At 68.3% G+C, this 20083-nt stretch carries 16 protein-coding genes; 13 read left to right on the top strand and 3 right to left on the bottom strand.

Annotated elements, in window-relative coordinates; translation table 11 throughout:
* The first annotated feature begins 75 nt into the window (after nucleotides 1–75).
* Together BLU04_RS06555 and BLU04_RS06550 are read left to right on the top strand one after the other, a co-directional pair.
* Nucleotides 76–1515, top strand: coding sequence for a GTP-binding protein (locus BLU04_RS06555; RefSeq protein WP_093283737.1), 1440 nt, complete (start codon nucleotides 76–78; stop codon nucleotides 1513–1515).
* A gap of 20 nt (nucleotides 1516–1535) precedes the next feature.
* Nucleotides 1536–2591 (top strand): WD40 repeat domain-containing protein, encoded by a 1056-nt coding sequence (locus tag BLU04_RS06550; RefSeq protein WP_093283734.1) that lies wholly within the window; start codon nucleotides 1536–1538, stop codon nucleotides 2589–2591.
* 385 nt (nucleotides 2592–2976) lie between these two features.
* Here BLU04_RS06550 and BLU04_RS06545 read toward each other — a convergent pair whose 3' ends face one another.
* Nucleotides 2977–3438, bottom strand: coding sequence for a hypothetical protein (locus tag BLU04_RS06545; RefSeq protein WP_157895168.1), 462 nt, complete (start codon nucleotides 3436–3438; stop codon nucleotides 2977–2979).
* 416 nt (nucleotides 3439–3854) lie between these two features.
* Here BLU04_RS06545 and BLU04_RS06540 point away from each other — a divergent pair, with 416 nt between their 5' ends.
* The 3 genes from BLU04_RS06540 (at nucleotide 3855) to BLU04_RS06530 (ending at nucleotide 7480) form a co-directional block, all read left to right on the top strand.
* Nucleotides 3855–5774, top strand: a complete 1920-nt coding sequence (locus BLU04_RS06540; protein ID WP_093283729.1) for a TonB-dependent receptor plug domain-containing protein — start codon at nucleotides 3855–3857, stop codon at nucleotides 5772–5774.
* A gap of 219 nt (nucleotides 5775–5993) precedes the next feature.
* Complete coding sequence (locus BLU04_RS06535) at nucleotides 5994–6377, top strand: DUF892 family protein (protein WP_093283727.1); 384 nt, start codon at nucleotides 5994–5996, stop codon at nucleotides 6375–6377.
* A 74-nt stretch (nucleotides 6378–6451) separates the two neighbouring features.
* Complete coding sequence (locus BLU04_RS06530; protein ID WP_093283725.1) at nucleotides 6452–7480, top strand: GTP-binding protein; 1029 nt, start codon at nucleotides 6452–6454, stop codon at nucleotides 7478–7480.
* A 20-nt stretch (nucleotides 7481–7500) separates the two neighbouring features.
* Here the strand turns inward: BLU04_RS06530 and BLU04_RS06525 are convergent, their stop codons facing one another.
* Nucleotides 7501–8811 (bottom strand): aspartate aminotransferase family protein, encoded by a 1311-nt coding sequence (locus BLU04_RS06525; protein WP_093283723.1) that lies wholly within the window; start codon nucleotides 8809–8811, stop codon nucleotides 7501–7503.
* A 143-nt stretch (nucleotides 8812–8954) separates the two neighbouring features.
* Between BLU04_RS06525 and pdhA the strand changes: the two genes are divergently transcribed.
* From pdhA to BLU04_RS06485, 8 genes are all read left to right on the top strand, one after another.
* Nucleotides 8955–10019 (top strand): pyruvate dehydrogenase (acetyl-transferring) E1 component subunit alpha, encoded by a 1065-nt coding sequence (gene pdhA, locus BLU04_RS06520; RefSeq protein ID WP_093283720.1) that lies wholly within the window; start codon nucleotides 8955–8957, stop codon nucleotides 10017–10019.
* Nucleotides 10020–10037: 18 nt separating this feature from the next.
* Nucleotides 10038–11018 carry a pyruvate dehydrogenase complex E1 component subunit beta gene (locus tag BLU04_RS06515; protein WP_093283718.1) on the top strand — a complete coding sequence of 327 codons (981 nt, stop codon included), beginning with the start codon at nucleotides 10038–10040 and terminating at the stop codon, nucleotides 11016–11018.
* A gap of 77 nt (nucleotides 11019–11095) precedes the next feature.
* Nucleotides 11096–12703, top strand: a complete 1608-nt coding sequence (locus BLU04_RS06510; protein ID WP_093283715.1) for a pyruvate dehydrogenase complex dihydrolipoamide acetyltransferase — start codon at nucleotides 11096–11098, stop codon at nucleotides 12701–12703.
* A 34-nt stretch (nucleotides 12704–12737) separates the two neighbouring features.
* Nucleotides 12738–13793, top strand: a complete 1056-nt coding sequence (locus BLU04_RS06505; RefSeq protein WP_093283713.1) for a hypothetical protein — start codon at nucleotides 12738–12740, stop codon at nucleotides 13791–13793.
* 61 nt (nucleotides 13794–13854) lie between these two features.
* Nucleotides 13855–14376, top strand: a complete 522-nt coding sequence (locus tag BLU04_RS06500) for an SRPBCC family protein (RefSeq protein WP_093283710.1) — start codon at nucleotides 13855–13857, stop codon at nucleotides 14374–14376.
* 87 nt (nucleotides 14377–14463) lie between these two features.
* Nucleotides 14464–15054 carry a DUF4136 domain-containing protein gene (locus tag BLU04_RS06495; protein WP_157895167.1) on the top strand — a complete coding sequence of 197 codons (591 nt, stop codon included), beginning with the start codon at nucleotides 14464–14466 and terminating at the stop codon, nucleotides 15052–15054.
* Nucleotides 15051–16187 carry a hypothetical protein gene (locus BLU04_RS06490; RefSeq protein WP_093283706.1) on the top strand — a complete coding sequence of 379 codons (1137 nt, stop codon included), beginning with the start codon at nucleotides 15051–15053 and terminating at the stop codon, nucleotides 16185–16187. The genes BLU04_RS06495 and BLU04_RS06490 overlap by 4 nt, the downstream gene beginning before the upstream one ends.
* Before the next feature lie 13 nt (nucleotides 16188–16200).
* Entirely contained in the window at nucleotides 16201–17124 is a 924-nt protein-coding gene (locus tag BLU04_RS06485; protein ID WP_093283704.1) for a hypothetical protein, read from the top strand.
* 588 nt (nucleotides 17125–17712) lie between these two features.
* Here the strand turns inward: BLU04_RS06485 and BLU04_RS06480 are convergent.
* The gene (locus tag BLU04_RS06480; RefSeq protein ID WP_093283701.1) at nucleotides 17713–20055 is read right to left on the bottom strand and encodes a cation-translocating P-type ATPase; all 2343 of its coding nucleotides are present in this window, start codon (nucleotides 20053–20055) and stop codon (nucleotides 17713–17715) included.
* Nucleotides 20056–20083 lie beyond the last annotated feature (28 nt).

The raw sequence follows: 20083 nt of genomic DNA, 5'->3' as shown, positions 1-20083 counted from the left end.
ACTTCTGATGCGCTCACTCCAGGGAACCCGGTCGGGCTTGTGGCGCAAACCGATTGCGCTTATCTTCCTCTCCCTATGTCGCAGGCTCCCGTCCCCCCTCCCGCCATTCCCGTCACCCTGATCACCGGATTCCTCGGCTCCGGGAAGACGACCCTTCTCAACCGGATCCTCACCGAGAACCACGGGAAGAAGATCGCCGTGATCGAGAACGAGTACGGCGAGATCGGGATCGACCACGACCTCGTCGTCCAGAGCGACGAGGAGGTCTTCGAGATGAACAACGGCTGCCTCTGCTGCACCGTCCGGGGCGACCTCATCCGGGTCCTCGGCACCCTCCTGAAGCGGAAGCAGAAGTTCGACTCGGTCCTCATCGAGACGACCGGCCTCGCCGATCCCGGCCCGGTGATCCAGACCTTCTTCATGGACGACGAAATGAAATCCCAGCTCCGGGTCGACGCCGTCGTCACCGTCGTCGACGCGAAGCACCTCCTCCTCCACATCGACTCGAGCGAGGAATGCCGGAAGCAGATCGCCTTCGCCGACATCGTCCTGCTCAACAAGATCGACCTCGTCACCCCCGCCGAGGCCGACGAGGTCGAAAAGCGGATCCGCCTCATCAACCGCCTCGCCGTGATCCACCGGACCCAGAACTCCGACATCGCCATCGACAAGGTGATCGGCGTCGGCGCGTTCGACCTCGACAAGGCCCTCGACGTCGATCCCCGTCTCCTGCCCGAGGAGAAGGCCCCCTTCACCTGGGGCGGCCTCTGGCGGCTCGACTCGGGCGAGTACACGCTCCATTTCAAGGCGGGAACGAAGGCCGCGCAGACCGTCGCCCTCTTCCCCAACGCCCACGTCAGCCACAAGGGCCTCCACATCGCCGAGCACACGGCGGAAGAGATCTTCGGCAAAGCCTCTCGCAACGTCGCCCCCGGCGGCAAGGCCCCGATCACGCCCGCCGAGGTCCCGCTCCGGCTCGATCTTTCAGGCGATGGCGAGGGCGAAGTCGTCTTCTCCGTGAAGATTCCCGACATGGGCGGCTACGCCCTCTTCACCGAATTCACGCCGGACGAAACCGGCTTTCGCCTGGAAAAGAAGGGGAAGGTTATCCCCCATTCCGAAGGCCACGGCTTCGGCGGGGGTGCCGATTGCGACGAGCACGGACACAGCCATACGCACGCCCCCGGCACCGGCCACGGCGAGATGGGCCACGAGCACGAGGAAGGCGTCTCCTCCGTCGGCATCGACCTCCCGGGCGAGCTGAAGCTCGAGCCGTTCGAGAAATGGATCGGCGACCTCCTGAAGAACAAGGGGGCCGATCTGTACCGCTTCAAGGGGATCGTCGCCCTCGTCGGGCAGGAGAAGGAATTCGTCTTCCAGGGCGTCCACATGCTCCTCGACGGACGGCCCGGACGCCCGTGGGGCGACAAGGAGCGGCGCAGCCGCCTCGTCTTCATCGGGAAGAACCTCGACCGCGCCGCGCTGAACGCGGGCGTCCGCGCCTGCGCCGCCTAATTCCCCCGCGACCCCGCGCCATGGAACCCTCCGCCGCCCTCGTCAAGCTCGCCAAGGCCCGCCCTCCCTTCTGGAAGTGGCAGGGCGGCGAATTCATCCACGCCCTCGCCTGGGCCCCCCACGGCCACACCGTCGCCGCCGCCACCCTCGGCGGGGAACTCGTCGTCCTCGACGGCGTCACCGGGAAACCCCGCTGGCACAAGCCCGCCGCCCACAGCGACAGCATCCTCTGGCTCGCCTGGCACCCGCGCGACCCGATCCTCGCCACCGGCGGCCAGGACGGCGTCGTCCGCCTCTGGGACGCGGCGAAGGGGTCGCCCCTCCGCGAGTGGACCCCCGATCCGAAGAAAAAATGGGTCGAGCAGGGCGCGTGGTCGTTCGACGGCGCCTACCTCGCCGTCGCCGCCGGGAAGAGCGTCACCTTCTGGAACGCCGCGGGCGAGGCCAAGGGCAAGACCGGCGAGGGCAAGGCGACCGTCGCCTCGATCGCCTGGGAGCCCGACCTCGACGCCCACCGCCTCCTCGTCGCCGGCTACGGCGGCGTCCAGGTCTGGGAACCGGGCAACGACGAAGCCGTCACCGGGGCCGAATGGTCGACCTCCGTCCTCGCCGCCGCCTGGGACCTCCACGGCGAGTGGATCGCCGCCGGAACGGGCGACGGCTCGATGCAGGTCTGGCGCGTCGGCACCGAGCACACCCTCCGCATGGGCGGCTACCCCGGCAAGGTCCGCGAACTGGCCTGGCACGCCGACGGCAAGCACCTGAGCACCGGCGGCGGCCCCAACGTCGTCTGCTGGAGCTTCGACGGGGAAGGCCCCGAGGGGAGCGCCCCGATCGAGTGGATGGGCCACTCCGAAAACGTCACCGCCATCGCCGCCCACCCGACCGATCCGAACCGCATCGCCTCCGTCGGCAAGGAACACCTCCTCTTCCTCTGGCGCATCGGCGACGAGAACCCGGCGGGCATCCGCGCCCTGCCGGAGAGCCCTGCATCCACGCTCGCGTGGAAGCCGGATGGATCACTCCTCGCGGCGGGGTGCGAGGATGGTGGGGTGGTGGTGTTTAAGATTGGGTAGGGGGTTGGGGAGCGCCCTTTGGGGCTGGCGGGGTCGACGCTGTACAGCTGGAGGCGATCCGCTTTATAGCCCAAGAGGGGCTCCGCCCCTCCTCGAACCTCCCCTTCGGAGGGCCTGAGCTAGGCGGACGCGTTTGGGCGGCGCCTCGTCTCCGAACTGGATTAAAATCGGCTGCTTCCCGAGCGTCCGAGGGTACGTACTGAAGGGGAAGCGGTACCCATACGCCCAGACTCCCAGCGGGAGGGAAACGTATGGGAGAGATATCTTCAGGGGTTCAGCACCGAGGAGATGGGCCTGCATCCTTGGATGCTCCTTCCCATGGCTCGTCCAGCTGTACAGGGAGATGTACCCGGTCCCGAAGGGCTGCCCCTCCCCCGCGCTCCCTTCACCCTACAGCCCGCTTCCCAGCCCGAAGCGCAAAGGCCAGAAAAATCAACGCCAAGATCGTATAGGCCATATCGGCACCGACCGACCCCCAGCAGACCGGCCTCCACTCCCCCCCCGGCACCACGCTCAGCAGCGCAATCCCGCCGACGATCTTCCACCATGACGGCTCCCGCCGGAGATGGCGGCCCAGGAAAACCGCGAGGAGAACGCACGCCAAATCGCCCCATTCCATGAGGAAAGAGACCCCCGGATCGACGGCGCGGGAGATCGCCCACGCCTGATTGGCAGCCAGGATCGCGAAGGCAAGGCCCGGCACCCATCGCTCCCGAAACAGCAACCCCGCGAAGCACGCGACCGCCACGGCGGGCCGGACCGGGGAGCCGACCGCGACGGCGGCAACGCACCACACGATCCCGACGACGAGGAGAAACGGGGCGGCGAGAGGAAGGCCGAGGCGCATGGCCGAAAGAATGCCTCCCCGGCCCCGGCGGATAAAGCCCGAAGCGGGGATTGACTCCCGCCCCCCCGTTCCGGCATCGTCCCTCCCCTTTAACCCCCCCTTCCAGCCCTCCCGCCTATGTAACCCTTTCCGCGAAGAGTCTTTCATCCCATCGATTCAGGGAAGGCCGTGAAAACCGGCCACAGTGGACGCTGCGGTAACGAGCCAGTCCTGTCCCCCATCTCCCCGCCCCCTCTTCGGGCCGGGAGAACATCGCCAATCGGGGCGCCTGCCATTTCAGGCGCCTTGGTGAAGGCCGGGGAACGGGCAACGGGAGAATCCTCCCGCCGAAGCTCGGAGTCCGAACATCTGACCGATCCGGGAACCCGTTTCCGCAACCCTCATCTCTTGCCGCACCAGCAAGGAAAGGATCCCCAATGCAGCGCATCTCCGTTCGCGGGCTGGCCTTCGCCATCGCCCTCGCCCTCCCCGGCCTCGGCTCCCTCCAGGCCGCCTCCACGTCGTCGAAGACCTCGTCCTCGACTTCCGCCACCTCCTCCGCCCCGGCCTCGTCGGCGACGGATGACACCACCGACCTCGACCTCGACCCCGTCATCGTCACCGCGACGCGGATTCCCGAGCCCCTCAGCCAGACCTCCTCCAGCGTCACCGTCATCTCGGCGAAGGAGATCGAGGACAACGGCTACCAGAACGTCGTCCAGGCCCTCCAGAACGTCCCCGGCCTCCGCACCGCCACCCCCGGCACCCCCGGCCAGGTCACCGGCGTCTTCATCCGCGGGATGAACTCGAACCAGACCCTCGTCCTGATCGACGGGAAGCGCCTGCCCCAGGGCTTCGACGGCGCGTACGACATCACCGACCTCCCCCTCGACAACGTCGAGCGGATCGAGGTGGCCCGCGGCCCCCTTTCCGCCGTCCAGGGGAACAGCGCCGCCGGCGGCGTCATCAACATCATCACGAAGAGCGGCCAGGGCATGAAGAAGCCCGAGTACGCCGTCACCGTCGAGGCGGGGAGCTTCAACACCTTCCACGAGACCGTCTCCGCCCGGGGCGCACAGGGGAAGTTCGACTACAGCGCCGCCTACTCCTCCCTCCTGACCTCGAACCAGCGCCGGAACAACGACTACGACCGCGAGAACGCGACGGCGAACCTCGGCTACCAGGCCTATGACGACGTCCGCCTCTCCCTCGCCTCGGCCTACCGCGTCACCACCGTCCAGAACCCCGGATCGGTCCCCTCCTCCAGCCTGAAGAAATGGCAGCAGTGGGAGACCTGGAGCGTCAGCCCGACGCTCGACTGGAAGACGACCGAGGCCTGGAGCCAGTCCCTCTCCTTCCAGCACAGCCAGCAGCGGATGGCCAACGACAACGAGCCCTCGGCCAACAACCGCCAGCAGGTGAACTCGAACGAGGTCGACTGGAACCACACGATCACCCCGATCGAGACCCTCTCCATCGCGGCGGGCGGCCAGTTCGAGGACAAGACCACGTGGCAGTACGACGACTCGCTCCGCTCGCTCACCTACAACAACCACCAGACGAACAAGAACGTCCACACCGGCGTCGACTGGGAGGCCCTCCCCGGCTGGCACCTCGTCCCGAGCGTCAGCCTCGACGGCTACTCCGACTACGGCGACTTCTTCAACTGGCGCGCGGCGACGAGCTACGTCGTCCCCGCCACGAAGACGAAGTTCCTCGGTTCCTACGGCACCTCGACGACGGCCCCCTCGGACCAGAACTTCCTGACCTACGGCGGCTTCCAGATCCCGAACTTCAACCTGAAGCCCGAACAGACGCGCGGCTGGGAGGCGGGCGCGGAGCAGCCCTTCTTCGGCGGCAAGTGGACCGTCGGCGGCACGTTCTTCGAGAACTCGATCGACAACCTGATCTACACCCCCGTCGCCACCCCGCTCAACCTCCGCCACACGCGGACGCAGGGCGTCGAGGTCACGACCGGAATCCATCCGATCAAGGAACTCGACATCACCGCCGCCTACACCTACCTCGACGCCATCAACACCGACACGATGGCCCGGCTGGTGCGCCGCCCCCGCAACGAGACCTCGTTCGACGTCACGGGCCGTCCCGCCGAGAACGTCACCCTGGCCCTCGGCGGCAGCTGGCTCAACGGGATGCAGGACACCGACGCCGCGACCTTCGCCACGTTCAACCCGAAGAACATCTTCTCCACCCGCTTCGCCGCGACGTGGAAGATCACCTCGAACGTCTCCGTCTTCGGCCGGATCGAGAACCTCCTCAACAACCACTACGAGGAAATCCCCGGCTACCCGACCCTCAGCCAGGCCTTCTATGCGGGGTTCAAGCTGACCTACTAAAGACCGTCCCTCCCGCCAAACCCCTTCCCCGCCGGCATCGCCGGCGTCGGAAGGGGTTTTTTGTTTCCCCCCCGAAATTCCATGCAAAATGCAGCCACCCCATCGGGCGTCATGCAATTCGCACGGATTCCGCGGGAGAACGTGAAAACTTAACCCGCTTGGTACCAGCCCGTTAGAGTTAATTTGGCAAGCTGGCATCGGGACTGCGTCTCTTAGCCCATGAGCCACACCGCCACCCTCCCGAAAGTCCACATCGCCCAACTCCACGACCTCTACCTCGCCGAGTGCCAATTGGCCGAGACCTTGGCCACCCTCGCCAAGAACGCCGCCGATGCCGAGCTCCGCAAGGGTTTCCTCGCCCAGCGCGAGCAGAGCCTCGAAAACGCCGTCCTCCTGAAGAAGCAGTATACCTCGCTGAAGAAGAAGTCGGCGTCCGGCAAGGGCCAGCTCAGCATCGGCCTGATGCGCCTCCTCCAGTCCCTCCGGGCCGAGCACCAGGCCATCGTCGAATACACCTGCGCCCAGAGCCTCGCCCAGGCCCTCGGCTTCGGCGGCACGATCGCCGGTTCCTCCCGCCGCAGCCTCGCGGGCAGCAAGGCCTAGTCCCCGTCCCTCCTGCCCAGGCGGTGCCCGCCGCCCGTGATTGAATCACGGCGGCGGGGTGGTATCCTCTCCGCATGCCGCCCGCCCGCCGCCTCGTCGTCCATCTCCTCACCGGCTTCCTCGGCGGAGGCAAGACGACGGTCCTCAGCCACCTCCTCTCCGCCCCCGGCTTCCCGAGGGCCCGGACGGCGATCGTGGTGAACGATTTCGGCGAGGTGAACGTCGACGCCGCCCTCCTCTCCCATGCCGCGGCCCGCACCGAAACGGAAGGCGAGCCGACCTCCAAAATCGCCCGCCTCGCGGAACTCTCCGCCGGGTGCGTCTGCTGCACCAGCTCCCCCCAGCTCGGGCAGACCCTCCTCGACCTCGCCGACGATCCCGGCCTTGACCAGGCCTGGCTCGAAGCCTCCGGGATGGCCGAGACCGACGACCTCCTCGACCGCCTCACCGACCCCCGCCTCGTCGCCCGCATCGAGGTCGGCCGCATCGTCCACGTCCTCGACGCCTCGGCCTATCCCGGCTGGTGGACGAACCGGACCCTCGCCCGCGAGCAGCTCCGCTGGGCCACCCTCCTCGTCGTCAACAAAGCCGACCGCGCCAACCCGAAGGCCCTCGCCAAGATCGACGAGGACATCGCCCGGCTGAACCGGACCGCCCCCCGGATCGACGCCGTGCGGGGCGCGATCACCCTCCCCGAGGAACCCCTCTCCCACCGGCCCGCGCCGACCCCTACGCCCGGCGCGCTCCACCTCTGCGGCTGCGGCCACGACCACAGCCACGAGCCCGATCATCCCCACGGCCACACGCCCCCCGTCCAGGGCCACCCGGGGGCGACCCTCTTCCTCCCCCTCCCCGCCCCCGTCGCTCGGGAAAAACTCGACGCCCTCCTCGCCTCGGCTCCGGGGGAGATCTATCGCGCCAAAGGATTCCTCGCATTCGACGACGCGCCCGAAGAGGTCGCGCTCTTCCAGAAAGCGGGCGAGCAGGCCGAGACGATCGTGTGGAAGGCAGGCAAGATCGAGGTCCCGTCGCGCGGCCTCGTGCTGCTGGGCCGGGAGATCGACGCCCCGGCGATGCGCGCGCACTTCGCGGCGTTGGGATAAGGGATTCCCCCCGCGATCCCCTACGCCCCCCACCGCTCCAACCGCCCCACCGCCCAGCGCAACGCCTCCTCGCCGATCACGAAGGGCGGGGTGAACGCCACGGTGTTCCGATCCGGCCCGTCGGAAAGGAGGATCACCCCTTCGGCCAGCATCCCCTCGACGATCGCCCCGGCGCGGGCGGGATCGGGACGGCCCGCCCGGTCGACGACGTCGATCCCGGCCATGAGGCCCCGGCCCCGGGCGCGGACGAAGCCGAGGTCTTTCGCCTCCAGGTCGCGCAGGGCGGCAAGGAGGATTTCGCCCTTCCGCATGACGAGGTCGCCGAGGCCGGGGGCCTCGAGCAGGCGGAGCGATTCGAGGGCCATCCGGCAGCCGAGGGGGTTGCCGAGGAAGGTGCTGGTGTGGATCGCCTCGCCGGTCGAGAGGGGCCACGCGTCGATCACCGCCGCCTTGCCGACGCAGGCGGAGAGGGGGAAGCCGCCGGTAAGGGCCTTGCCGAGGCAGACGAGGTCGGGGACGGTCATCGCGTAATCGCAGGCGAATCGCTGGCCGGTCCGGTACCAGCCGGTGAAGATCTCGTCGAAGATCAGGAGCGCCCCCGTCCGGTCGGCGAGCCGCCGGAGGAGCGGCAGGAACCAGTTCGGCGGGATGTTCTGCCCGCCCCGGCCCTGGATCGGCTCGACGAGGATCGCGCCGACGGGGTGGTCCGCCTGCGTCAACGCCTCTTCCAGGGAAGCCGCGTAGGTCACCGCGTCGAACTCATGGCCGGGATAGGGGGCGAAGCGGGCGAAGTCGGCGAGCTGGGCGGCGAAGGGGGCGCGGAAGAAGTCGGAGCCGGTGACGGTCAGCGCGCCGTAGCCGAGGCCGTGGTAGCCGTTGCGGAAGGCGAGGACGCCCCGCTTCCCGGTCGCCAGCGCCGCCGTCTTCAACGCCGCCTCGACGGCCTCGGCCCCGGTGCAGCCGAGGATGACCTTGCCGGGACCGGCGCCCCACGCCTCGAAGGTGAGGCGGGAAAGCTCGGCGCAGAGGCAGGCCTTGAGGGCCGTCGGGTGGACGTCGCCCATGCCGTGAAGGAGTTTCGCGGCCTGGTCGGCGACGGCGGCGACGAGGCTCTTCTCCCCGTAGCCGAGCCCGGCGACGCCGAAGCCCGAGGTGAGGTCGAGGAAGCGGTTCCCGTCGGCGTCCCAGACGGAAGCCCCTTCGGCCCGGTCCCAAAAGACGGGAAATCCCGGCGAGAGGAAAGTGACGTTCCGGGACTCGTTTTGAGCCAATTCGGCAGCCAAACGGCGCGATTCAGGGCCGGGAACGACGGTTTTGAGGAGGGGGAGCATGGAATGGGCTACGGCGAAAAAAGGACGGTAGCCACGATGCCGGACCGGCCGCCCCGTGGAAAGACGGTAAATTTCTGAAAAAATGATCCCGAGATCGGGAGGTACTTGAAAAGCCCCAGGTACTTCCCCATAGTCGCTCCGTTATGCCTGCCGCCGGAACCAAAAGCGTAAAAACACCCTCCGTAGCGCAACCCGTATCGCTCGATCTCCCCCCTGAAGGGAAGCTCGATCTCTACCGACAGATGCTCCTCATCCGTCGCTTCGAGGAGAAGGCGGGCCAGGCCTTCACCCAGTCGAAGGTCAAGGGCTTCTGCCACCTCTACATCGGCCAGGAGGCCGTCGGCGTCGGCACCATCTCGGTCCTCGAACCCCGCGACGCCGTCATCACGGCCTACCGCGACCACGGCCACGCCATCGCGCGCGGCATGGAAATCAACCCCCTCATGGCCGAGCTCTTCGGCAAGGCCACCGGCTGCTCCCGCGGCAAGGGCGGCTCGATGCACTTCTTCTCGAAGGAAAAGAACTTCTACGGCGGCCACGGCATCGTCGGCGGCCAGACGCCCCTCGGCGCGGGCATCGCCTTCGCCCAGAAGTACCAGGGCACCGGCGGCGTCACCCTCTGCTACCTCGGTGACGGCGCGGTGAACCAGGGCCCCTTCCACGAGGCGCTGAACCTCGCCGCCCTCTGGAAGCTCCCCGTCATCTACATCATCGAGAACAACGAATGGTCGATGGGGACGAGCCTCGCCCGTTCCTCGGCCGGCCTCCCCCTCGTGAACCGCGCCCACGGCTACGACATGGCCGGGATCACGGCGGACGGCATGGACATCGACGACGTCCGCGCGAAGACCGCCGAGGCCGTCGCCCTCGCCCGCTCCGAGAGCCAGCCGACCCTGATGGAGATCAAGACCTACCGCTACCGCGGCCACTCGATGTCCGACCCCGGCAAGTACCGGACGAAGGAGGAGCTCGAGAAGCACCTCGCGAACGACCCGATCCACATCTACAAAACGAAGCTCATCGCGCAGAAGGTCGCCGACGAGGCGTGGTTCGAGGCCCTCGACGAGAAGATCCGCGCCGAGGTCCAGGCCTCCTACGACTTCGCCGAGGCGAGCCCGGAGCCCGAGCTCCACACCCTCTACGAGGACGTCCTCGCCCCCGAGGACCAGATCCCCGAGATCCCCCGGGTGAACTACAATCACTTCTAAGCCTTCCCCTTCCTTCCGATGCAAACGATCACTGTGCGCGAGGCGCTCAACCAGGCGATGGCCGAAGAAATGGCCCGCGACGAGCGGGTCCTCCTCATGGGCGAGGAAGTCGCCGAATACGACGGCGCCTACAAGGTCAGCCAGGGCCTCCTGAAGAAATTCGGCCCGAAGCGGATCATCGACACCCCGATCAGCGAGGCGGGCTTCACCGGCCTCGCCATCGGCGCGGCCACCCTCGGCCTCCGCCCCATCGTCGAGTACATGACGTGGAGCTTCTCCCTCGTCGCCTACGACCAGATCGTGAACAACGCCGGGCAGATCCGCTACATGTCGGGCGGCCAGTTCTCCGTCCCCATCGTCTTCCGCGGCTCCTCGGGCGGCGGCCTCCAGGTCGGGGCCACCCACTCCCACACCCCGGAGAACTGGTACGGCAGCGTCCCCGCGCTCACCGTCATCACCCCCGCCTTCCCCGACGACGCGAAGGGCCTCCTGAAGGCCGCGATCCGCTCGAACAACCCCGTCTGCTTCATCGAGAACGAGAAGCTCTACGGCTTCAAGGGCGAGGTCCCCGACGCCGAGACCGACACCCTCGTCCCCATCGGCAAGGGGAAGATCCGCCGCGCGGGCGGCGACATCACCCTCGTCGCCAACAGCGCCTCGACCCACCTCGCCCTCGCCGCCGCCGAGACGCTGGCGAAAGAGGGCATCGAGGCCGAGGTCATCGACCTCCGCACGATCAAGCCCTACGACTTCGAGCTGATCGCGAACTCGGTCTCCAAGACCCACCGCCTCGTCATCGTCGAGGAGAACAAGCCGTTCTGCGGCTGGGGCGCCCAGGTCACCTACGACGTCCAGCGCCAGCTCTTCGACGAGCTCGACGCCCCGATCACCCGCGTCACCGGCCTCAACGTCCCGCAGCCCTACAACGGACGCCTCGAAGCCGAGGTGATGCCGAACGAGGCCCGCGTCCTCGCCGCCGTCCGCGACGTCATGAAATAACCGGAGCCCTCTCCGGTTTCCCCCTTTCCGCCCGTTCCCCGTTCCCCGATTCCGATCCCTCCACCTGTTTTTGATTTATGGCTAAAGAAGTGACGATGCCCTCCCTGAGCCCCTCGATGACCGAGGGCACGCTGGTCAAATGGCTGAAGAAGGAAGGCGACGCCGTCAAGGAGGGCGAGGCGATCGCCGAGGTCGAGACCGACAAGGCGACGATGCCGCTCGAAGCCTTCGATTCCGGCTTCCTCGTGAAGATCACCGCCGAACCGGGCGCGAAGGTCGCCGTCAACGGCATCATCGGCTACATCGGCAAGGCGAAGGACGAGAAAGTCTCCGACGCCCCCGCATCCGCCCCCGCCAAGGCCGATGCCCCCAAAGTCGAAGCCAAGGCCGAAGCGAAAGCCGAAGCCGCTCCCGCCAAGGCCGTCGCCCTCCCCGCCACGCTGAAGGAAGTGACGATGCCCCTCCTCTCCCCCTCGATGACCGAGGGGACCCTCGCCAAGTGGCTGAAGAAGGAAGGCGACGCCGTCAAGGAAGGCGAGGCGATCGCCGAGGTCGAGACCGACAAGGCGACGATGCCGCTCGAGTCGTTCCACACCGGCTTCCTCGTGAAGATCATCGCCGCTCCCGGCGACAAGGTCCCCCTCGACACCCGCATCGCCCTCATCGGCGCGACGAAGGACGAGAAGGTCGACGCCGCCCATCTCGCCAAGGCTCCGGCGACGGCCGCGGCTCCTGCCGCCGCCAGCGCCCCCGCACCCGCCGCGTCGCCCGCTCCGGCGGCCAAGGCAGCCGCGGCGCCCGCCGCCGCCTACGCCCCCACGGGCCGCGTGAAGGCCTCCCCCCTCGCCAAGAAGATCGCCGCCGAACTCGGCGTCACCCTGAACCGCCTCACCGGCACCGGCCCCGACGGCCGCATCGTGAAGCGCGACGTCGTCAACGCGCCCCAGGGCGGCAGCGGCGGCTGGGACGTCTTCCCCTCGGGCCCCATCGCCAAGGAGGAGAAGATCCCCCTCTCGAACATGCGGCAGACCATCGCCCGCCGCCTGCTGGAGAGCAAGACGACGATCCCCCACTTCTACCTCGAGATCGAAGTCGACGCCGGACCGATCGTTGACCTCCGCACCTCGCTCAACGCCGGATTCGAGAAGCTTCCGAAGCCCTTCAAGCTCTCGCTGAACGACTTCATCCTGAAGGCCTCCGCCGAGGCGATCCGCCGCGTCCCCGCGATCAACGCCTCCTTCGCGGGCGACTCGATCATCCAGTATTCCAACGTCATGCTCGCCTTCGCCGTCGCGATCCCGCAGGGCCTCATCACCCCGGTCATCGCCAACGCGCAGGACAAGACCCTGAAGGCGATCAGCGACGAGGCGAAGAGCCTCGCCGTGAAGGCGAAGGACGGGAAGCTGACCCCCGCCGAGTACACCACCGGCACCTTCACCATCTCGAACCTCGGCATGTTCGGCATCGACCGCTTCTCCGCGATCGTCAACCCGCCCCAGGCCGCGATCCTCGCCGTCGGCAACATCGTCGAGAAGCCGGTCGTGAAGAACGGCCAGATCGTCGTCGGACGCCGCCAGAGCCTCACCCTCTCGTGCGACCACCGCGTCGTCGACGGGGCCGTCGGGGCGAAGTTCCTCCAGGAACTCCGCACGCTCGTCGAGAACCCCTCCCTCCTGCTGATCTAGCGGAAAGGGCGGGCGGGGGAAGAGGCCAACGCCAGTGAACGTCGCCGCCTTCACCATCGCCTACGGCAAGGAGGCCGTCACCCAGGCCCGCCTCCTGCGGGCGACCTTCAAGGTCTCCCATCCCGAGATCCCCCTCTTCGTCGTCGACGAATCATTCTGGCCCTTCTTCGCCCGCCAGCCGCGGGCCGCCCACACGGGGGAGATCTCGGCGCTGCGGACCCTCGTCGGCCACTTCCTCGGCCTCTGCTTCGACCGCGTCGTCTACTTCGACGCCGACGTCCTGATCCTCGCCCCGATCCCGCGCCTCCTTGAAGCGCGCGCCGGGGAACCGGCCGTCCTCCTCACCCGGGACAAGGCGAGCTTCAACTACGGCAACGCGGGCCTCCCCTCGGTGAACTCGGGCATCGTCGCCTCGTCGAACCCCGATTTCTGGCTCATCTGGGCGATGACGATCTATTCCAGCGCCCCCCGCCTCGTCGGGAATTTCTTCGACCAATTCACCCTCCGCCTCCTCGCCCTCCAGAACGCCTTCCCCCACCTCATCGTCCCCGACCGCGAGGAGGGGGAATACCACAACATCGGCTACCTCGACCTCGACGAGTCCCTCCATCCGTGGCGGCGCGAGGGCGACGCGGCCTTCAAGGGCGACGCCCGCATCCGCATCTGGCACTGGGCGGGCTACGGGAACAAGCCCTCCCCCTTCCATCTCCCCGCCCCGCTCCGCGAGGTCGCGATGGCGCGGCTGGAACAGGCCCGGGCGATGCAGCTTCCCCCCTACGAGGAAGAGAACCGCGCCCTCCATGCCGCGACCCGTTCCCAACCGCTGGCCGACCAGTTCTACGCCCTCGTCGAAAACGAATTCCGGAGCCTCCCCTTCGACCACCTCGACAGCCTGAACTTCCCCCACCGCACGCCTCCCCCCGGCCTCTTCGGCTGCGACGCGCCCGCCGCCTGGGAAAGCCTCCGCATCGTCCCGCCCCACCTCCACCGCCGCCTCCTGCCGCACGGCCCTCGCTATCTCTACGCCCTCTCCGAGGAGCGGCTCCGGGAGGCCGACGTCGAGGCCTACGATCGCCCGCTCGGCGGGTGACGTGCGGCCGGCCCGGCAATCGGGCTCGACCCCGGGACCGGAACAGGGTGAAATTGTTCCCATGATTTTCGTCGCCGCCGTCCTGTTTTTCGTCGCGATCGTCCTCGCCGTCGCCGCCCGGCGGCCCTCGGAATTCCGCGTCACCCGCTCCCTCGTCATGGCCGCCCCCCCGGAGAAAATCTTCCCCGAGGTGAACGAACTCCGCCGCTGGCACCCGTGGTCCCCGTGGGCGAAGCTCGACCCCGACGCCCAGGTCGTCTTCAACGAGATCCCCGCCGGGACCGGCGCCTCGATGGCGTGGTCGGGGAACAACAAGATGGGCGTCGGCCGGATGACCGTCGTCGCGAGCGAGGCTCCGTCCCGGGTCGCCTTCCGCCTCGACTTCGAGAAGCCGTTCAAGGGAACGAACCTCGCCGAGTTCGCCTTCCAGCCCACGAATGCGGGAACCGAGGTCCGCTGGACGATGACGGGGACGAGCCCCTTCGTCATGAAGGTCGTCGGCCTTTTCCTGAACTGCGACAAGCTCTGCGGCGACCAGTTCGAGAAAGGCCTCGCGCAGTTGAAGGCCGTCGTCGAGGGGTAGTCCGCCTCCCTCGGGAAAATCACTCATTTCAGTCCGCTTGAGCGAGTTGTACTTGTTTTTATAACTCCTTCTGAAAAACTCCCGCCCGTGAAAACGATTGCGGGATGGAACCCGTTTTCAAGGGGCCGGAAGGGAAAGATGTCGGGCCTCGTCGGTCTGAGCCTCGCCGTGCTTACCCTGGCGACCCTCCCCCCTTCCCCCGCTCGCGCCGTCATCGGCGGGACAACGCGCGATGTCTTTTGCGCCCACGGCTTTTCCCTCTCCCGCTACGAGACCTTCTCCTTCGAGCCCCTCGAAGGGGAGGCCGACTACAACGGCCTGAGCGACGCCGATTGGGCGCAGGTCCGCGCCGCCTTCGTCGCCGAGATGGCGGCCCACGGCTACCGCCACGTCGAGAAGGGGGGCCAGCTCCAGCTCTCCTACGGGGCCTTCCCGCCGATCGATGCGGCCCATCCCGTCACCGGCCTCTTCGTGAAATTCCGCACGGGCCTCCGGATGTTCGACCTCACGAAGTGGTCGGGCGGCGCGATGGTCGACGGCCCCTACACCCCGGCGACTCTCGCCGGGATCGTCCCCCTCCTCGGGAAACAGATCCCCCTCCGCACCGGGCCCACCGCAGAGTCCTCTGCCGCGCCCGTCTCCGCCGCGGCCGAATTCATGCCCGCCTCCGCCCGATGAAAAAGCGGCTCTCCCTCCTCCTCCTCGCCGCGCCGCTCCTCCCCCTGGGCGACGTGCTGGCCGAGAATCCCGATCCCCTCAGCCGGATGATCGAGAAGGACTATCCGATCCAGGGGATGGTCGGCGTCATGGGCGGGGCCTATGCCGGGAAGAACTTCCAGAAGATCGACGCGAACGCGACGCCGATGTTCTACTTCGGCGCGAAGCAGCTCTTCGACTGGGAGGTCTTCAATACGCCGATCGAGTTCGACTTCGGCCGGAGCCTCCAGTTCTCCCTGCGGAACATCGAAGGCTCGGCCTGGTCGGCGGGCCTCGGCCTCGACTACAACATCGCCAGCATCCGGGAGCGCGGGAGCAAGGGGAACCCCGTCATCCCCGCCTCGTCGAACTTCGTTCCCGGCTACGACATCACGACGCTCGGGCCCTACGTCTTCACCCGCTACCAGGCGACGCACGCGGTCGGCATCGAGCTCTCGGAACGGCTCACCGAAAACCATTTCCACGAGGGGAACGACCACGCCATCAGCGCCCCCTTCAAGCCGAAGGATTACCTCGAGACCGAGAGCCGCCTCCTCGTCGACGTCGACCTGCGCCGGATGGACCCCCGGCCCGAGGTCCGCGATTCCGGCTTCTACACCGGCGTCTACACCTTCGTCCGCGAGCGCGACTCGGGCGTCTACGACCGGAGCACCGCCTTCAAGACGAGCAACGAGACGACCTACGGCGTCGGCGGCCTCGGAGAGCAGCTCTGGCAGCCGTGGATCAGCGGCAACCTCGGCATCGTCATCGAGGGCGAGATCGTCGCCAACCCGGACCGCGTCTACCTCGGCGAGACCGACGGCACCCGCAGCCAGGGCCATCTCTACCCCCACTTCCACGGCAGCCAGAACATCTGGCCCGGCGGCTCCCTCGAGGCGAACTTCGGGCCGAAGCTGATCTACGCCCGCTTCGGCCAGTCGGGGAACAGCCCCTCCTTCGTCGTCGGCGACCTCACCCTCGGGCAGGCGCTGAGCAAGAACATCAGCGTCGGCCTCACCTACGGTTACGACGCCGATTCCTTCAAGGAAACCCGCGTCGGCGTCGACAAGACGGGCCGCCACTACATCGGGGCCTCGACGATGTACCACTTTTAAGGGGTGGTCAGGCGTGCCTGTCGCCCTTCACATCGACCTCGACGGGGCCTGGAGCCCCCTGGCCGCCGAGATCGGCTCCACCGCCCTGCCGACGATCCCCCTCCGGCAATGGGGCCCGGCCCTCCGCTTCTGCGCCCCCGCCTCGTCCCTCGCCGCCCTCCGGGACGAGCTCTTCCCGACCCTCTGTCTTCCCGAATACCGGGGCCTCCCGATCCTCTACGGATCGGGCGATTTCCACCACCTCGCCGCAGTCTGGCTGCAGCGGATTTCGACCGCCGCCCGTCACCCGGAGGCCGAGCCGCTCGTCCTTCTCTCCTTCGACAACCATCCCGACTGGGCTTGGACGCCGCCGCGCTGGGCCTGCGGCGGATGGATCAACCGGGCGCTCGACCTCCCCCTCGTCGCCGAGGCCGCCGTCTGGGGCTGCGGCAACATGGAGCTGAACTGGCCCGTCCGCCTGCTGGGGAACCGCCGCGCCGTCCGGAAGGGACGGCTCCGGCTCTTCCCGTGGCGGGAACGCTTCCCCGCCCTCGCCCCCGACGCCTGGCCGTGGCTGGAGCGGGCGACGTGGCGGAAGGCCTTCCTCGACTTCCTCAAGGCCCGCCAGGGCCGCCGCTTCTACATCACCGTCGACCTCGACTGCCTCCGCCCGCAGGAAGCCCAGACCGATTGGGAAAACGGCCTCTTCACCCTCGACGACGTGGCCTGGGCCGTGGCGCAGGTGCGGCAGGCCGGACGCCTCGCGGGCGGCGACCTGTGCGGCGCGACGTCGGGTAGGGGCGAAGGCGAGTTGTATGAGCGCCCGGTGCAGCGATTCCTCGCGCGGCTCGATCATCCCGCCCTGCCGACCCGGACGGAGGAGGAACGGGAAGAGGGCCGGGTGATGAACGAGCGGGCGGCGGCACGATTGCTGCCGCTGTTGATGGCCACGGGGTAGAGGGGGGTGCCTCGGGATGCTCCTCCCAGGCCTCGGCCCTCATCGAGGTTAGATCCAGCGGAGTAGAGTGGGCTTATGGGAGATAAGGCCTCTTGGATCACGCCCTATCTACACCAAGGCCCATCAGAGGGGGCGGTGCAGGAGGGGCGCAGCCCCTCTTGCATCTTTAGACGCGCGGGTTGCCTCCAGTTGTACAGGGAGATGTACCCGGTTCCGAAGGGCTGCCCCTCCGCCGCGATCCATTTCCCCCGTGCGTATCTCTTCCATGGATGCTGCTTCGATGCGGCCTCTTCCTTGGAAGGCAAGGGAGCGGGGCAGCCCTTCGGGGCTTGCGCGGTCAACCCTGTACAGCTGGAGGCGATCCGTTTTATAGCCCAAGAGGGGCTTCGCCCCTCCTCGAACCTCCCCTTCGGAGGGCCTGAACTTGGCGGACGCGCTTGGGCGGCGCCTTGTCTCTTAACTGTTTTAAAATCCGCTGTTTCCCGGAGCGCCCGAGGGTACGAGCTATAAGGAGAGACGGGCCAATACGCCCAGACTCCCATCGGAGAGAAAACGCTTGGGATGAACCCCGCGTCCCCAAGCGCCCCCCTACGACCGCACTTCCTTCACCCGCACCTTCCGCCCGTAGCGCAGCAGCCGCATCGCATTCCCCATCACGCAGAGGTCGGAAAGCCCCATCGCGAGCGCGCAGGCCACGGCCGGGACCATTCCGATCATCGCCAAGGGGACCATCGCGGCGTTGTAGAAAAAGGCCCAGAAGAGGTTTTCCCGGATGACGCGGAGGGTCGCCGCGCTGAGGCGGAGCGCCTCGGGGACGGCCTCCAGATCGCGCGTCAACAGCACCATGTCGGATGCCTCGCGCGCGACGTCGGAGGCGCCGAGGACGGCGATGCCGAGGTCGGCGGCGGCGAGGGCCGGGCCGTCGTTGATCCCGTCGCCGACGAAGGCGACGCGCTTCTCCTTCCTCCCCTCGCCCACCGCCCGCATGCGGACGACGAGGTCGGCCTTCTCCTCCGGACGGATGCCGAAGTAGACCCGCGTCCCCTTGATGCCGACCTCCTGGGCCACGGCGAGGGCGGGGCTTTCCTCGTCCCCCGTCACCATGTAGACGGCGTAGCCGTCCTTCTCCAACCCGCGGATCACCGCTGCCGCCTCGCGCCGCACCGGCTTCACGAACGTGATGAGGGCAGCCACCTCCTCCCCGATCGCGAGAGCGAGGGGACCACCGCCGAGGCGGGGGAGGAAGGCGTCGGGAAAGACGACGCCCGAGGCGATCAGCCACGCCGGGGAGCCGAGGCGGGCGGTCCGCCCCTCGCACCGGCCGACGACGCCCGCGCCCCGCTCCTCCCGCCAGCCCTCGACGGCGAGCGGGGCCGCCTTCGGGTAGTGGTGGACGAGGGCGCGGCAGAGCGGATGGTGGCTCGGCGCGGCGAGGGCGCGGACGAGAGAGGGGAAGAGGGAGGGGGGCAGGACGGGCGCCTCGCCCTTCGCCCGGGGCGGGAACTCGACCGCCTTCACCGTCAATTCCCCCGTCAAAGTTCCGGTCTTGTCGAAGAGGACGGTGTCGATCTTCCCCGTCTTCTCAATGGCCGAGGCGTCGCGGAAGAGGATGCCCCGCCGCGAGGCCGCGTTCGCCGCCGCCATCAGCGCGGCGGGGGTGGCGAGGCCCATCGCGCAGGGGCAGGCGACGACGAGGACGGCGACGGCCCGGAGGAGGGAGGCCTCCCAGCCGATCGCGCTGAGGAAGCCCCAGCCGAAGAACGTGAGGATGGCGAGGGTGATGACGACGAGGACGAAGTAGCGGCTGACGCGGTCGACGAGGCGCTCGATCTCGGCGCGGCTGCTCTGCGCCCGCTCGACGGCGCGGACGATCCCGGCCAGGGCGGTCTCCGACCCGAGGCCGTCGACGCGGACGACGAGGCGGCCGTCGGTGTTGAAGGTCCCGGCGCGGACGGGGAACCCCGGCCCCTTCTCGGCCGGGAGCGATTCCCCGGTGAGGAGGCTCTCGTCGATCGCGCCGTAGCCCTCGACGATCTCGCCGTCGATCGGGATGCGGTCCCCCGGCTTCACGAGGACGAGGTCGCCCTTCGCGAGGCTGGCGAGGGGAACCTCGACCGCCTCGCCCGGGCCCCCCGCCCCGCCCCTGCCGGGGAAGCGGAGGACGCTCTGCGGCACGGAACGGAGCAGGGCCCGGAGCGCCGCCCCCGAGCGGGTCGCCAGCCGCCCCTCCAGCCAATGCCCCGCGCCGACGAGGGTGAGGATCGACGACGATTCGAGGAACGAGACGTGGAGGTGGCCGGTCGAGCCCCCGGCGACGAACCCGACCAGCTCGTAGAGGCTCAGCCCGAAGGCCGCCGTGCTGCCGAGGGAGACAAGGGTGTCCATCGTGAGGCGGTTGCGGAAGAGCTGCCGCCAGGCGTTCCGGTAAAAGGGGAAGCCGAGGCCGATCTGGACCGGAAGGGCGAGGGCGAAGGCGAGCCAGCCGTAGCCGCCCCCGGCGTTCCCGTTGTTCGCGTCGAAACCCCATTCGGCGACCATGAGGGTGACGGTGACAGGGATGCCGAGGAAGAAGAGCGGGGCGCTCCAGAGGCTCCCGGTCCGCTCCGCCGGTTCGAGGTCGACGCGGCCCGGCTCCCCCGGCTCCCGCTCCCGGCGGGGCTTCGCGCCGTAGCCCGCCTGCTTCACCGCGCGGACGAGGAGGGCCGCCCGCTCCCGTTCCTCGGCCTTCCGCCGCGCCTTGGCCCGGCCCTCGATCTCCCCGCCGCGCCCCACCACGGGGGCCTCCGGCTGCTCGGCCCAGGTGACGACGGCGTTCTTCCCCTCGAGGTCGACCTCGGCGAGCTCGACCCCCTCGACCCCGGCCAGGGCTTCCCGCACGTTCCGGGCGCAGCCGGAGCAGGTCATCCCTTCGACATCGAGGATCGTTTCCATACGCCTATGAATAGTAAGGGAGAATAGC

It is taken from the genome of Verrucomicrobium sp. GAS474, from assembly GCF_900105685.1.
Classification (GTDB): Bacteria; Verrucomicrobiota; Verrucomicrobiia; order Methylacidiphilales; family GAS474; genus GAS474.
The sequence above is the reverse complement of the archived record's forward strand: the minus strand, read 5'-3'. Positions and strand labels throughout refer to the sequence as shown.